Origin of the sequence: Streptomyces sp. NBC_00442, from assembly GCF_036014195.1 — a bacterium.
Lineage (GTDB): Bacteria > Actinomycetota > Actinomycetes > Streptomycetales > Streptomycetaceae > Streptomyces.
In genome coordinates this window covers 2960235-2975097 of record NZ_CP107918.1, presented here as the reverse complement: position 1 = coordinate 2975097, position 14863 = coordinate 2960235, and the positions used below count along the sequence as shown (strand labels likewise).

13 protein-coding genes are annotated in these 14863 nt (G+C 71.4%); 6 read left to right on the top strand and 7 right to left on the bottom strand.

The window, feature by feature from the left end; translation table 11 throughout:
* Window positions 1–120: 120 nt before the first annotated feature.
* Both OG432_RS13370 and OG432_RS13365 read right to left on the bottom strand, forming a co-directional pair.
* Window positions 121–2121 (bottom strand): CocE/NonD family hydrolase, encoded by a 2001-nt coding sequence (locus OG432_RS13370; RefSeq protein ID WP_328311089.1) that lies wholly within the window; start codon window positions 2119–2121, stop codon window positions 121–123.
* A 30-nt stretch (window positions 2122–2151) separates the two neighbouring features.
* Window positions 2152–3651 carry a peptide MFS transporter gene (locus OG432_RS13365; RefSeq protein ID WP_443058381.1) on the bottom strand — a complete coding sequence of 500 codons (1500 nt, stop codon included), beginning with the start codon at window positions 3649–3651 and terminating at the stop codon, window positions 2152–2154.
* A 190-nt stretch (window positions 3652–3841) separates the two neighbouring features.
* On the opposite strand from OG432_RS13365, the gene OG432_RS13360 reads away from it, so the two are divergent.
* The gene (locus tag OG432_RS13360; protein ID WP_328311085.1) at window positions 3842–4852 is read left to right on the top strand and encodes a polyprenyl synthetase family protein; all 1011 of its coding nucleotides are present in this window, start codon (window positions 3842–3844) and stop codon (window positions 4850–4852) included.
* On the opposite strand, the gene OG432_RS13355 is transcribed toward OG432_RS13360, so the two are convergent.
* Window positions 4853–5389 (bottom strand): COG4315 family predicted lipoprotein, encoded by a 537-nt coding sequence (locus OG432_RS13355; protein ID WP_328311083.1) that lies wholly within the window; start codon window positions 5387–5389, stop codon window positions 4853–4855. It lies immediately after the preceding gene.
* A 316-nt stretch (window positions 5390–5705) separates the two neighbouring features.
* Here OG432_RS13355 and OG432_RS13350 point away from each other — a divergent pair, with 316 nt between their 5' ends.
* From OG432_RS13350 to OG432_RS13335, 4 genes are all read left to right on the top strand, one after another.
* Window positions 5706–6959, top strand: coding sequence for a LolA family protein (locus OG432_RS13350; protein WP_328311081.1), 1254 nt, complete (start codon window positions 5706–5708; stop codon window positions 6957–6959).
* Between the two features lie 161 nt (window positions 6960–7120).
* Window positions 7121–8071, top strand: a complete 951-nt coding sequence (locus OG432_RS13345) for an ABC transporter ATP-binding protein (RefSeq protein ID WP_328311078.1) — start codon at window positions 7121–7123, stop codon at window positions 8069–8071.
* Window positions 8058–8963: an ABC transporter permease gene (locus OG432_RS13340; protein ID WP_328311076.1), complete on the top strand. Its 906-nt coding sequence runs from the start codon at window positions 8058–8060 to the stop codon at window positions 8961–8963. Before OG432_RS13345 ends, OG432_RS13340 begins: the two co-directional genes overlap by 14 nt.
* A 144-nt stretch (window positions 8964–9107) precedes the next feature.
* Complete coding sequence (locus OG432_RS13335; RefSeq protein WP_328311074.1) at window positions 9108–9713, top strand: TetR/AcrR family transcriptional regulator; 606 nt, start codon at window positions 9108–9110, stop codon at window positions 9711–9713.
* Here OG432_RS13335 and OG432_RS13330 read toward each other — a convergent pair.
* From OG432_RS13330 to OG432_RS13315, 4 genes are all read right to left on the bottom strand, one after another.
* Entirely contained in the window at window positions 9679–10254 is a 576-nt protein-coding gene (locus OG432_RS13330; protein ID WP_328311072.1) for a flavodoxin family protein, read from the bottom strand. The genes OG432_RS13335 and OG432_RS13330 overlap by 35 nt on opposite strands.
* A 180-nt stretch (window positions 10255–10434) precedes the next feature.
* Window positions 10435–12099: a ribosomal protection-like ABC-F family protein gene (gene abc-f, locus OG432_RS13325; protein WP_328311070.1), complete on the bottom strand. Its 1665-nt coding sequence runs from the start codon at window positions 12097–12099 to the stop codon at window positions 10435–10437.
* A 173-nt stretch (window positions 12100–12272) separates the two neighbouring features.
* Window positions 12273–13229, bottom strand: a complete 957-nt coding sequence (rarD, locus tag OG432_RS13320; RefSeq protein ID WP_443058569.1) for an EamA family transporter RarD — start codon at window positions 13227–13229, stop codon at window positions 12273–12275.
* A 246-nt stretch (window positions 13230–13475) separates the two neighbouring features.
* On the bottom strand, window positions 13476–14333 hold the full coding sequence (locus tag OG432_RS13315) for an SDR family oxidoreductase (RefSeq protein WP_328311068.1): 858 nt from the start codon (window positions 14331–14333) through the stop codon (window positions 13476–13478).
* Between the two features lie 116 nt (window positions 14334–14449).
* Here OG432_RS13315 and OG432_RS13310 point away from each other — a divergent pair, with 116 nt between their 5' ends.
* Entirely contained in the window at window positions 14450–14863 is a 414-nt protein-coding gene (locus OG432_RS13310) for a winged helix-turn-helix transcriptional regulator (protein WP_328311065.1), read from the top strand.

Sequence of the window (14863 nt, the reverse complement as noted above, 5' to 3'; positions counted from 1 at the left end):
GTGCCTTCGGTAGGTGGTCCGGCGTCGACCGGTCGCGCTCGTCCGGCGTCGTCCGGTCGCGCTCACCGCGGCGGAGCCGCGCAATGTCACGGCCCCGCGCCCCTGGTAGGTGGTCCGGCGTCAGCCCGCTTCGCGGGGGATTCGGCGTTGCCAGGTGCGGTGGAAGACGACTTCGTCGCCCTCCCGGCACACCACTTCGTCCGACGTCACGAAATCCGCCGCGTCGCACGTGATCTCCGACCGCGTGTCGACGCTCACGTCCCACCCCAGCTCCGGCCGGTGCAACCGCACGTGCCACTGGGAGCGCGTGCGGGCGGACAGCGGGTCGTCCGACTCGATCACGTACGTCTCCTGCGCGTCCTCCGTGAATTCGAGGCCGTCCGGGTACACCCGGGTCCCGCCGTACCGCGGGTCGACTTCGAGGCGCCACTCGCCCTTCGCCACGTCGCGTACGACGAGCCGCTCCGGCCGGGGCTCGTCCAGCGGGGCCGGGTAGGAGACGCCGAGCGGCTCGGACTGTTCGGGGTCGGCGAAGGCGATCGTGTCGTCCGGCGTCCTTTCCCGTACGGGGAGTTGGAGGGAGGAGCCGGCCGGGTCGAGGGTGAAGCCCACCGAGTCGGCCTGCGGCCAGATCCACGGCCAGTACGCCGAGGACACCGCGAGCCGGATGCGGTGACCCGGCGGGAAGGCGTGCCCGATGCCGTTCAGCGGGAACGCCACGTCTTCCGTGGCGCCCAGCGGCCACGCGTCCGCGCGGTCCCGGCCGTGCCGGGAGGAGAGGTTGAGGACGCCCCGGGTGACCAGCGTCGACGAGCCGTCCGGAGCCACATCGCACAGGCGCGCGATCGCCTGGCCGAAGGGCACGTCCATGCGCAGGCGGAGGGTGACGCGCGGGCGGCCCAGGATGTCCAGGGGGCCGCCGTCGGCCGGTACCGGGAAGTCGAAGGCGGCCGAGTGGGCGTCCTCGGCACGCTGGTCCGGAGGCAGGTCGGCGTCGTTGCCGAAGGGGAAGAAGCGCCCGGCGTCCAGCCCGGTGTGCTGCGGCGAGCGCACCTGGACCGGCTCGCCGCCCAGCGCGTACGACACCGGGGCGACGTGCGGCGAGGGCCACGCGGGGTCGCCCACCCAGCGCCCCGGAAGCTCCGCGTAGACCGTGGCCGGCGGGTGCGTATCGCTGATCCAGGAGCGCAGCAGCGGCTCCTTCATGACGCCCGTCTCCTCGCCCTTGAGGTGGTGGTCCCACCAGCGCAGGGTCTCCTGGAGGAAGCCGATCGCGGGCCCGGGAGGCAGCCCGCGGTCCGGGTACTGGTGCGACCAGGGTCCGATGAGACCGCGTACGCGATCGGCGGGGAGGTGTTCCACCAGACGCAGGACCGTGTCGCGGTACGGGTCGTGCCAGCCGCCCACCGCGAGGACGGCCGCGTCGATCGCCCCGTAATCCTCGCAGACGCTGCCGTGCTTCCAGTAGGCGTCCCGGGTCTGGTGGGCGAGCCAGGTGTGGATGAACGGCTGCACCGCTTCGAGCCGTTCCAGCCACATTTCGCGCCATTCTTCCCCGACGAACGCGGGGTCCGGCGGGCGCGCGACGAAGGCCAGCATCGTCGCCGCCCAGGCGTGCATGTCCACGGCGAGCACCGAACCGCCCATGTAGTGCACGTCGTTGTCGTAGCGGTCGTCGGCCGAGCAGACCGTCACGATCGCCTTCAGCGGTTCGGGCGCGAGCGCGGCGATCTGGAGGCTGTTGAAGCCGCCCCACGAGATGCCGAACATGCCGACCTTGCCGGTGCACCAGGGCTGCCGGGCCAGCCAGTTGACGACCGCGACACCGTCGGCGAGCTCCGTCGCGTCGTACTCGTCACCGGGCAGCCCCTGGGAGCAGCCGTGTCCGCGCACGTCGACCCGTACGGAGGCGTAGCCGTGCCCGGCGTACCAGGGGTGGCGCTGCCAGTCGCGCGGCGCCGTCCAGTCGGTGAGGCGGTAGGGGAGGTATTCGAGCAGCGCCGGCACGGGCTCGTCGGTGACCGGGCGCCAGACGCGCGCGTACAGGAGCGTGCCGTCGGGCAGCGGGATCCGGACATCCTCGCGCTGCGTCTCGTACGGGAATTCGATGCGGATGTGCATGGCGACGACCTCGGAGAACAGGGTGCGTGCTCAGTGGACGGGGTGCATGGTGCGCTTGAGCCAGGGGGCGGCGACGATCACCGCGATGCCGACGAGCACCGCGATGGCGCCGTTGACGCCGAAGTACGCCGGGTTCGAGACCTTTCCGTACACCTTCACGGTCTGTGCCTGGATGCCGTTGGCCAGCGCGAGGGAGAGGAACCAGAGCGACATCGTCTGGCTGGAGAAGGCCCGCGGGGCGAGCTTGGTGGTGGCCGACATGCCGGAGGTTTCGAGCAGGATGTCGCCGAGTCCGAGCAGCAGGTACGAGCCGACGATCCACCAGGCCGCCATCTTGTACGTGTCGCTGGAGTGACCCGAGGTCGGCAGGACCATCAGCAGGAACGACAGGCCGCCCAGGACGACACCGAAGGCGATCTTGTTCGAGGCGTGCGGCTGGCGCGGTCCCATGCGGGCCCACACGGCGGCCACCACCGGCGCGAGCGCCACCTCGAACGCGCCGAGCGCGGAGGCGTACCAGCTGGCCGGGAAGTGGAAACCGAGGATGGTCGTCTCGGCGTTGGTGGAGGCCAGCAGCATCATCGTCGAGTAGGCCTGGAACAGGATGAAGTTGAAGGCGACCGAGGCCAGGAACAGGACCACGTACGGCCGAAGGCGGCCGCGTTCCTCGGCGCTCACGCGGGGGCTCGCGAACATCACCGCGAAGTAGACCACCGGAGCGATCACCGAGATCAGCGTCAGCAGGTCGACGAAGCGGCCCATCGTCAGCCAGCCGCCGAGCGAAAGGAGCACGGCGAGCGCCGCCACGATCACGGCGCCGAGGACCATCAGGCGCACCGCGCGGCGCAGGCCCTCGGGCGGCAGGGCGTATTCGGCCGCGTGCTTGCGTCCGGCCAGGTGGCGCCGGCCGAGGACGTACTGGATCAGGCCGAACGTCATGCCGATCGCGGCCGCCGAGAACCCCCAGTGCCAGCCCTCGTGGTCGCCGAGCCAGCCGGTGACCAGCGGGCCGAGGAAGGCGCCGATGTTGATGCCCATGTAGTAGAGCGCGAATCCGGCGTCGCGCCGCTCGTCGTCGGTGCGATAGAGCTTGCCGACCATGGTGGCGACGTTGGGCTTCAGCAGGCCGGTGCCCGCGCTGATCAGGCCGAGGCCGACCCAGGTCATCACCGAGGCGGGCACGGCCATCGCGTAGTGGCCGCAGGCGATGAGGATGCCGCCGTACAGGACCGCGCGGTAGGAGCCGAGGATGCGGTCGGCGAGCCAGCCGCCCGCGACGGAGACCAGATAGACGAGCGTGCCGTACGCGGCCGACACGGAGGCCGCGGTGCCCGCGGACATGCCCATGCCGCCGTGCGCGACGGAGTCGGCGAAGTACAGGACGAGGATCGCCTGCATGCCGAGGAACGAGAAACGCTCCCAGACTTCCAGACCGGAGAGGGTGACCAGGCCGCGGGGCTGACCGAAAAGGGCGTGGTCGTCCTGCGGCGGCGGCTGGTCCGCGGCCGGTTCTTCGGGGGTCTCAGCCATCGTTTCGGACAAAAGCTCCACTCCTGATCGTATGAGCTGATCAAGAACATACCGGGGTACGGGGGAGTGTGCGCGAGGGGCGACGGGAAGGCGCCCATGGTGATCGAACAGCGACCCGATACGCTGACTTGAGTGAAGGCAGCGACACATCGACAATCCGTGTGATCGTCAGCAGACAGGAGTACCCCTCGTGACCGTCGTCGGGCCGTTCGGGCTGAGCGTGCGGGACCAGGCACTTGAAGCCGATGTCCAGACCGGATTGGCAGCTGTCGAGGCGGGGCTGCTCGATGCCACCAAGAGCGAGGTCCCGTTCATCACGGAGGCCGCGCAACACCTCATCCGTGCAGGTGGCAAGCGGTTCCGGCCGTTGATCGTGATGCTGGCCGCCCAGTTCGGTGATCCCTACTCGCCGGGCGTCGTGCCCTCGGCCGTGGTCGTCGAGCTCACCCACCTCGCGACGCTGTACCACGACGACGTGATGGACGAGGCCGACGTGCGGCGCGGCGTGGACAGCGCCAACACCCGCTGGGGGAACTCCGTCGCGGTCCTCACGGGTGATTTTCTCTTCGCGCGCGCGTCGCACATACTGGCGGATCTCGGCCCCGAGGCCGTACGGATTCAGGCCGAGGCGTTCGAACGGCTCGTCACCGGACAGATCCTGGAGACCGCGGGCCCCCGCGACGGGCGCGACCCGGTCGACCACTACCTCGACGTGCTGGCCGGCAAGACCGGCTCGCTGGTCGCGGTCTCCGGCCGGTTCGGCGCGATGATGTCCGGCGCCGACGAGTCGGTCGTCGACATCCTCACGCAGTACGGCGAGCGCCTGGGCACCGCCTTCCAGCTCGCCGACGACGTCCTGGACATCGCGAGCGACTCCCACGAGTCCGGCAAGACCCCGGGCACCGACCTGCGCGAGGGCATCCCCACGCTGCCGGTGCTGCACCTGCGGGCGCGGGCCGCCAAGGACGGGCGCGCGGAGGACCTGGAGCTGGTGGCGCTGCTCGACGGCGACCTCAGCGACGACGCACGGCACGCGGAGGCGCTGCGCCGGCTGCGCGTCCACCCGGCCCTGGAGCAGGCGCGCAGGGACACCGTGCGGTACGCGCAGGAGGCGAGGGCCACCCTCGCGCCGCTGCCCTCGGGGTACGCCAAGTCCGCGCTCGAAGAGCTCTGCGACGCGGTCGTGCACCGGGCCGGCTGATCAGTAGCCGGAGCCGCCTCCCGAGGTGGCGCCGGCGCCGGTCGCGGCCTTCGCGCCAGTCGGCGTGGCCGCGAACCAGATGCCGCCCACGCCCTGACCGGAGGCCTCGTGCGGGGCGTTGTCCTCGGCATACCGGTAGAGCGGCCGGCCGGCGAGGGTGAGCTGCTTGCTGCCGTCGGCGCGGGTGACCGTGGAGACCAGGGACCTGTCGATGCCCTTCACATTGACGCTGCCCGTCGTGAGGGCGGGCGGCCACTGGGTGGCGCAGGTGCCGTAGCAGTTCGACTTGGACGCCGGCTTCGCGGTGTCCTTGTCGAAGCGGTAGAGCACGAACCCCTTGCCGTCGACGACGACCGTGCCCACCTTGTCGACCTTCGCGGTGGACAAGGTGGCCGCGGCCGGCCGGGCGGAGCTGGTCGAGCTCCCCGACGGGCCAGGGGCGGAGCCGGTGCCGCTGCTGCCGCAGCCGCTGATTGCCAGGGCGAGAACGAAAGCCCCCGCGACGGTGCCCACGGCGTAGCGCTGGGTCCTGAGCATGGCGAACCCCCTTCGAAGTGTGACGTGCTCTCACCTCCGGATACGGATTCGGGAGGCTCCGCACTCACGCCAAACGGGGTCTTTCGGGCATGTTGCCCGGTCGGGTGACGGGGTACCCCTACGGGGCGGGACCGGCGGTGCCGGGTTCCGTCATCCCAGAGAGGTACGCCGGGTTGCTCCTGGGGGCTGACGCGCGGGGCCGTGCATTTTGGTCGAATGGATATCACCACTCCTGACCAATTCGGGTGAGAATGGCGGCGCGGGGTGGAACTGAGCACGACGGACGGACGCCGCCGACCACGGAGGTAGGGCACACATGGCACCGAACGACAGCGCACAGGCCACCGACGAGGGCCAGGAGCCGGGCGCGGGCCGCCGGAAGGCGGCGCGCTACATCGTCCCGGTCGCGGTAGCGGGCGTGGCGGCCGCGACCATCGGACTGGTCCCGGCGCTCGCCGCGGCCGGTGACCCCAGTCTGCCGAAGATCAGCGCACAGCAGCTCATCGAGAAGATCGCCGCGTCGGACACCCAGCAGCTCTCCGGCACGGTGAAGATCAGCACCGACCTGGGCCTGCCCGGCCTGGACAGCCTCGGCTCGCTCGCCCCCAGGGGCGGCGGTTCGGACAAGTCGGCCGCACCGCAGGCCAAGCTCACCGAGCTCGCCTCGGGCACCCACACCCTGCGCGTCGCGGCCGACGGCCCCGACCGCCAGAAGGTGTCCATCCTGGAGGACGCGGCCGAGTACAGCCTGATCCACAACGGCAACGACGTCTGGGCGTACGACAGCGGCTCCAACCAGGCGTACCACGCGCAGCGTTCCGCGGCCGACGCGGCCAAGGAGCACGGCGCGAAGGAGCACGGAAGCAAGGAGCACGGCGACAAGACCCCCGGCGCGGGCGTTCCGACCACGCCGAAGGCGCTCGCCGACGAGTTCCTGAAGAACGTCGACCCGACCACCGCGGTGTCGGTCGACGGCACGGCCCAGGTGGCCGGGCACGACGCGTACCAGCTCCTGATCAAGCCCAAGCAGTCCGGTTCGACGATCGGTTCGGTCCGCATAGCCGTCGACGCCAAGACGGGTGTGCCGCTGAAGTTCACGCTCTCGTCGAGCGCGGGCGGCAAGGCCGTGGTCGACGCGGGCTTCACCAAGGTCGACTTCTCGAAGCCGTCCGCGAGCACCTTCACCTTCACCCCGCCCAAGGGTGCGAAGGTCACCGAGGACGACGGCAAGAAGCAGACGTTCAAGCCCGAGCAGAGCCTGCCCGGCGGGCTCGGCGGCCTGGGCGACGTCAAGAACGGCAAGAACGCCAAGGTGATCGGGAAGGGCTGGACCGCCATCGCCGCGTTCGACACCGGCGGCAAGGGCATGTCGAAGGCGGAGCAGGGCAAGGGAGGCGGGGACGCGCAGAAGTTCCTCGACTCCCTCGGCGACAAGGCGTCCGGCTCGTTCGGCACGGGCACGGTCTTCAAGACCCGCCTGGTCAACGCCCTGATCACGGACAACGGCAAGGTGTACGTGGGTGCGGTGACCAAGGACGCGCTGATCGCGGCGGCCAACTCCAACAAGTAAGCCGGTAACGGGGGACGAGCGGTTCGGGGGAGGGAGCGACCGGCTTCCCTCCCGGGCCGGGCCCGGCCCCTCCAGGGGTCTGGCGGGCCTTTCAGAGGTCTGGAGCCTTTCGGGCGTGGGCGGAGCCCGGAGGTTCGGCCTCCGGTTCGGGAAGGGGCGCGGTGGGCAACAGTTCGGCGGTCATCGAGACGCGGGGCCTGAGCAAGCGGTTCCGCGGCGGTCAGCTGGCCGTGGACGGGCTCGACCTCACCGTGCCCCGCGGCAGCGTCTTCGGCTTCCTCGGCCCCAACGGCTCCGGCAAGACCACCACCATCCGCATGCTGATGGGGCTCATCGAACCGACGTCCGGCACCGCGCGGGTCCTCGACCGGCCCATGCCGCGGGGCGCTCGCACGGTGCTGCCCCGGGTCGGCGCCCTCATCGAGGGGCCGGCCCTCTACCCGTTCCTGTCGGGCCGCGACAATCTGCTGCGCTACGACGCGGCCGACCCCACCGCCGACCCGCGCACCCGCGCCGCCCGGGTGGCGGCGGCCCTCGACCGGGTGGGACTCACGGTCACGGCGGGCAAGAAGGCGCGGGCGTACTCCCTGGGCATGAAGCAGCGCCTCGGTCTGGCGTCGGCCCTGCTCCAGCGCAGGGACCTGCTCGTCCTGGACGAGCCGACCAACGGTCTCGACCCGCAGGGCATGCGTGAGATCCGTTCCCTCATCAGGGAGTTGGCGGACGACGGCACGACCGTCTTCCTCTCCTCGCACCTCCTCGACGAGATCGAGCAGGTCTGCTCGCATGCCGCGGTGATGAACCAGGGCAGGCTCGTCGTCCAGGGCGAGGTGGCCGAACTCGCGGGCGGCGCGCGCGGGCGGCTCGCGGTGACCACCCCGGACACCGGGGCGGCGGCCCGCCTCCTCAAAGAGCGCGGGATCGCCGATGTGACGGTGGCCGGAGAGGACCGCGTAACAGGCGAACTGCCGCATGACGACGTGGAGTTGGCGGACATCAACGCCGAGCTCGTGCGGGCGGGGGTGCGGGTGCGGGGATTCGCGGCCGAGCGGGCCTCCCTGGAGGACGCGTTCGTCGCACTGACCGGGGAGGGCTTCGATGTCGCGGGCTGAGGCGGTGGGCGTGACGGACCGGGATCCGCGGCCGGCGGCCGCGCGCAAGCCGAGCGTCCTGTGGTCGCTCGGCCTCTTCCGCTCCGAGATCGTCACCGTGCTGCGCCGCTGGCGCACGCTCGCACTGCTCGGGGTGCTCGCCGCGGTGCCGGTCCTCATCGGCATCGCGGTACGGATCGAGACGGGCGGCGGCGGAGGTGGCGGCGGCAGGGGCGGCGACGGCCCCGCCTTCGTCTCGCAGATCACCAACAACGGGCTCTTCCTGGTCTTCGCGGCCCTCGCGGCCACCCTGCCGGTCTTCCTGCCGATGGCGGTCGGCGTGGTGGCGGGGGACGCCGTGGCGGGCGAAGCCGGCTCGGGCACCCTGCGCTATCTGCTCGTCGCCCCGGCCGGCCGCACCCGGCTGCTGCTTGCCAAGTACGCCTCGGTGCTCGTGTTCTGCCTGACGGCCACGCTGGTGGTCGCGGCGTCCGCGCTCGCGGTCGGCGCGCTGCTCTTCCCGCTGGGCGAGGTCACGACGATCTCCGGCACACAGATCTCGTTCGTGGACGGGCTGCTGCGGGCGGCCGCGGTCGCCGGGGTGGTCGCCGTCTCGCTGTCCGGGCTGGCCGCGCTCGGCCTGTTCATCTCGACGCTGACCAACAGCGGGATCGCGGCGATGGCCTCGACCGTCGGGCTGCTGATCACGGTGCAGATCCTGGGCCAGATACCGCAGTTGCAGGCGGTCGGACCGTACCTGTTCCCGCACTACTGGCTGTCCTTCGCGGACGTCCTGCGCGAACCCGTCTACTGGGACCAGCTGGTGAAGAACCTCGAACTCCAGGCCCTGTACGTGGCGGTGTTCGGCTCGGCCGCGTGGGCACGCTTCACGACGAAGGACATCAGCGCCTGAACCCGGCGCGAGGGGGAAGCGGTACGGTCGCGTCGAGCCCACCCCCGTGACGGCTCGACACGACACGTTCCGTTTCCCGTGTCATTGTTGGAGCCGTACGTTCTGGTGTCAATCCGGTTCCGGGCCTGCTCGTAGAGTGAGGACATGATCACCCCGTCCGAGTCCGCCCCGAACTCACGGCGGCGCAGCGAGAAGTCGCGTCGCGCGACCCTGTCGGCCGCGCTCGACCTGTGCACGGAGAACGGATACGGCAAGGTCACCATCGAGGCCATCGCGGCGCGCGCCGGGGTCAGCAAGAAGACGATCTACCGCTGGTGGCCCACGAAGGGCGCCGTCCTGCTCGACGCGGTGACCGAACTCGTGGTCAGTGACACGCCGTTCCCCGACACCGGCGTCATCGACGCCGACCTGAGCACCCACATCAACAGCCTGGTGCACCTGTTCAGCGCGCCCGTGGCCGGCCCCGCGTACACCGGGATCCTCTCCGAGGTACTGCACGACGAGCGGCTGGCCACGACGGTCAACGAGCGGTTCGTCATCCCGCGCGTCGCGCTGGTCTACGAGCGCATGCAACGCGCCCAGGAGCAGGGCCAGTTGCCCCCGGACGCGGATCTGCCGCTGGCTGTCGAAATGCTCTACGGCCCGCTCTACTACCGCCATGCGCTGCGCCGCCCGCTTCCCACGAGGGATCGGGTGGACGAGCTGGTGGCTCATGTCATGCGTGCGTTGCGGGCACCGGCGTCGAGCTGAAGAAGGTCTTCGCGCGGGTGAGGGCGCCGAGGTCGCCCTCGATCTCGCCGGGCCGGCCGGCGGTGCCGAGGAGCACACCGCCCCACCGCATGTTCAGGTACGCGGCCGAGTGGCGCAGGGTGCCCACCAGGGGGTCGGCCACGGAGTGGTCGGCTCCGGCCAGCACGGTCACGCCCCACAACGTGTGGTCGGAGATGCGTTCCTTGAAGTCGAGTTCGGGGTGGTGGAGCCAGTCCGCCCAGTGGTCGAGGTAGTGCTTGACCGGGGTCGAGACGCTGTACCAGTACAGGGGCGAGACGATCACCAGGTCGGTGGCGGCCAGGGTCGCCTCCATGAGCATCGCGGCATCGCCGGTGGGGGCGGGCGGTATGCGGCCCTCGGTGTTGCGGGTGTCGCGGAACGGCGGGAGTTCGAGGTCGGTCAGGGTCAGCCAGCGGGCGGTGTCGCCCGCGGGCAACTGCTCCGCGGCCTGCCGTGCGAGTGCCTCGGTGTTGCCGCCCTCGCGGGTGCTGCCGAGCAGGAAAAGGAAGTCGCGAGCCATGGTCCCCTCCGTACGTAGCCCAGGCCTGTCGTGGCCCAAAGAAGCATGCACATGCAGTATATGCATGTGCATGCTTGTTGTCTCCGGGGAATCTTCGAGGAGGCTCCCCTGGGAGGTCCCCGAGCCTTCAGGGGGCTCCAGGGGGCGTCAGTGAGTCTTCGGGAAATGAATGGCGCTTCGTCAGCTCACTGGGCTGCCCGCGCGGAGTTCCAGCCGGTCGCCGGTGAAGGACGACCGGAAGCGTTCGTCGTGCGAGACCACGACGATCGCGCCCGGGTAGCCGGCCAGCGCCTCCTCCACCTCCTCGACCAGTGCGAGCGACACGTGATTGGTCGGCTCGTCCAGGACGAGGAGATCGGCGGGGCGGGTCACCAGACGGGCCAGCTCCAGCCGGCGCCGCTGACCGACGGAGAGCGCCGCGACCGGCGCGGCGAGGTCCTCCTCCCGGAACAGGCCGAGGGTCAGCAGCTCGTCGGCGTACTCGTCGGGGAGGCCGGGGCGTCCGGCGGCGTACGCACTGAGAAGGGTCATCCCCTGAGTCGCGGCCGCCTCCCGTTCTGCGGGCAACTCCTGTGCCAGATAACCGATATGACGACTCATCCGCTTTGCGCCGCCCGTGTCCGGAACGAGGTCGCCGGCCACGACGCGGAGCAGCGTGGTCTTGCCCGCGCCGTTGGGTCCGGACACCAGTAGGCGCTGCCCCGGCTTGACGGCCAGGTAGGGCACGTCGAGGCGGTCGCCCACCCTCACGTCCGTCAGCTCGACGAGCGGGCCCTCGGGTGCGGCGTTCGCCGCCGTGGTGAGGCGGGCGCTGAAGCGCAGGGGTGGCGGCGGCGCCGCGACCGGCTCGCGCCGCAATTGGTCCAGGCGCGTCCTGGCCGCCCTGACCTGCCCGGACAGCTTCGCCTCCGAGGAGCGGCGGTGCTTGCCGAAGCCCTGGCCCGGGTCCCTTCCGGCGGCCGCGAGGCGACGGCCCGCGGCCTCGACCAGTTCGTGCGTACGGGTCAGCTCCTCGGCCCACTCCTGGTGCGCCAGCTCCCGGCGGCGGCGCGCCGCGGCCCGCGCCGTGCGGTATCCGGCCCAGCCGTCTCCGTACCGGACGACCGTCCGCAGGTCCCGGTCCACTTCGAGGATCGTCGTGGAGACGCGTTCGAGGAAGGCGCGGTCGTGGGTGACGACCATCAACGTGCCGCGGTGGGTGCGCAGTTGTCCGGCCAGCCAGTCGACGGCGTGGCGGTCGAGGTGGTTGGTCGGTTCGTCGAGCAGCAGCAGCTCGGGAGCGCCGGCCAGTACGCAGGCCAGTGCGAGGCGGGACCGCTCGCCGCCGGACAGCGAACCGAGCGCGCGGTCGCGGGTCAGGTGGGCGAGGCCGAGCGCGTGCAGTGCGGCGTCGGTACGGGCTCCGGCGCGGTAGCCGTCGCGCTCCTCGTAGGCGCTCAACAGATCGCCGTACGCCGCGAGTTGGGCCTCGGACGCGTCCGCGAGGCGGGCTTCCGCCGTGCGGATGTCCGCTTCGAGGGTGCGCAGGTCGGACAGCGCGAAGTCCACGGCGTCCTGGACGGTGCGGTCGGGAGCGAGGCCGAGGGTCTGGGCGAGGTGGCCGGTGCCGCCCGGGAAGACGGCGGTGACCTCGCCGCTGTCGGGCCGCTCGGCGCCGGCGAGCAGCCGCAGCAGGGTGGACTTGCCGGACCCGTTCTCGCCGATGACGGCGACGCGCTCGCCGGGGCGGACCGCGAACGACACGTCTTCGAGGACGGTGCGGTCGCCGTAGGCCTTGCGGACGGCGGTGAGGGTCAGTTGGGAGGGGTGCGACGGGTGCGACGGGTGTTGGGCGCGTGGGCGCATGGGGGATCCCTGGGGTACTCGGTACGGGCTTCTTCCTGGCTGAGGGCATGGCGCGGCTGCGGGAGTGCGGCCGCGGGGGTGTCAGCGGAAGAAGTAGTACGAGTACGTGGGCATGGGGCGAGGGTAGCGGGGGCGGGGCGGGGGTGTCTCGCCCTTTTCCCCGGGGCCGCCCCTCAGGCCGTCGGCGCAGGCGGGGTCCTCGGGGCGGACGGCGCCTCCGGCGCCAGGCTCGGGGGCGGGATCAGGTCCAGCGGCCCGGCGCGGCCCGGCGCGTTGGCCACCGCTGCCGTGAGGGCCCTGCGGGAGAGCCGGGCGGTGTGCAGGGCGTCCCAGGTCAGGAGGGTCAGGGCGAGCCACACCAGCGCGAAGCCCGCCCAGCGCTCCGGCGGCATCTCCTCGTGGAAGTACACGATGCCCAGCAGGAGCTGGAAGACCGGTGCCAGGTACTGGAGCAGGCCGAGCGTCGAGAGCGGCACCCGGATCGCCGCGCCGCCGAAACAGACCAGCGGAATCGCGGTCACCACACCGGTCGCGGCGAGCAGCGCCGCGTGCCCCGCGCCCCCGGTCGCGAACGTGGACCGCCCTTCGGCACTCAGCCAGATCAGGTAACCGAGGGCAGGCAGGAACTGCACGGCCGTCTCCGCGGCCAGCGATTCGAGCCCGCCGAGGTTCACCTGCTTCTTCACCAGGCCGTACGTCGCGAACGAGAACGCCAGCGTGAGGGAGATCCACGGCGGCCGGCCGTAGCCCACCGTCAGGACCACCACGGCCGCCACACCGATCCCGACCGCCGCCCATTGGGCCCGCCGCAGGCGCTCCTTGAGGATCAGCACACCCATCGCGATGGTGACGAGCGGGTTGATGAAGTAGCCGAGCGACGCCTCCACCACATGGCCGGAGTTGACCGACCAGATGTAGACGCCCCAGTTGACGGTGATCACGACGGCGGCGACGGCTATGAGCGCCAGCCTGCGCGGCCGGCGCACCAGCTCGCCGATCCACGCCCAGCGGCGCAGCACGATCAGGACGGCCGCCACGAGCACGAGGGACCACACCATGCGGTGGGCCAGGATCTCCAGGGCGTCGGCGGGTTCGAGGAGCGGCCAGAACAGGGGGACGAGCCCCCACATCCCGTACGCGCCGATCCCGTACAGCAGGCCGGCCCGCTGTTGTCCCGCCTGCTGTCCCGACTCCTGTTCCGTCAGGTCTGTCAGGCGTCCCGCCTGGTGTCCCGCTGGTTCCTCGGCCACTGGCCCTCCCGGTGCGCGCTGGATCCCGCTGAAGGTAGCGCCGAACCGGGAAGGGTGTCATGTGCGTACCGCAATATGGTCCTGACGGCCGCGGGCCGCGGGGTGCGGGACGCGGCGGGCGCCGGGTTACGACGCCAGGGCGGCGCGGACCGACGTGGCCATCGGGGTGGTCGGGCGGCCGATCAGGCGGGCGAGGTCGCCCGGGGTGCCGGACAGCAGGCCCCGCTCTATGGCGTGGTCGACGTCGACCAGGAGTTCCGCGAATGCGGCCGGCACGCCCGCGCCGGTCAGCACCGCGAGGTGGGCCTCGGGGGCGACCGAGGTGTGGGTGACCGGCTTGCCCGACGCGGCGGCGACCTCGGCCGCGTACTCGGCGAAGGAGTACGCCACGTCACCGCTCAGCTCGTAGGCCCGGCCGAGGTGGCCGTCCTCGGTCAGCACCACCGCCGCGGCGGCGGCGTAGTCCGCGCGGGCGGCCGAGGCGACCCGGCCCTCGCCCGCGTTGGAGAGGACCGCTCCGTGTTCGAGGGCCGGGGCGAGGTTGGCCGTGTAGTTCTCGGTGTACCAGCCGTTGCGCAGGAACGTGTACGGCAGGCCCGAGTCGAGGATCAGCCGCTCCGTCGCCTTGTGCTCGTCGGCCAGCGCGAGGTCGGCGTCGGGGCCGCCGAACATGCCCGTGTAGGCGAGCTGGGCCACGCCGGCGGCCTTCGCCGCCTCGATCACCGCCGTGTGCTGCGGCACCCGGCGCCCGACCTCGCTGCCCGAGATCAGCAGCACCCGGTCGCCGGACCGGAAGGCGCCGGCCAGCGTGGCGGGCTCGTCGTAGTCGGCCACCCGCAGCTCGACGCCCCGCTCGGCGAGCCCGGCCGCCTTCTCCCTGTCGCGGACGACGGCGACGACCTCGCTCACCGGTACCCGGGCGAGCAGCTCCTCCACGACGAGGGTGCCCAGCGCTCCGGTGGCTCCTGTGATGACGATGCTCATGGTGGATCTCCTTGGTGGGACGGGGGGAGGGTCGCGGATGGGGTGCCTCCGGCTCTCTCCACCGTACGGTTAGTGCTAACTTCTCGTAAGTACCCACCTTGAAGTAAGGTACTGCTATGGCGGTAAGTGAGTGGACCCGTGGCGAGTGGGCCCGGCGTGAGGGCATGTGTCCGCACCGGCTCGTCCTTGAGCACGTGACCAGCCGGTGGGGCGTCCTGATCCTTGACGCGCTCCTGGAGCGCTCGTACCGCTTCAGCGAACTGCGCCGCGCGATCGGCAGCATCAGCGAGGTCAGCAAGGTCAGCGAGAAGATGCTGGCCCAGACCCTCCAGACGCTGGAGCGCGACGGCTTCGTGCACCGCGATGCCAAGCCGGTGATCCCGCCCCGCGTCGACTATTCGCTCACCCCGCTCGGCCGGGAGGCCGCCGAGCAGGTGCGGGCGCTGGCGCGGTGGACCGGGGTGCGGATGGAGGACGTGCAGCGGGCGCGGGCCGCCTACGACGCCGCTCGGGAGGCCAAGTCCGCGTAG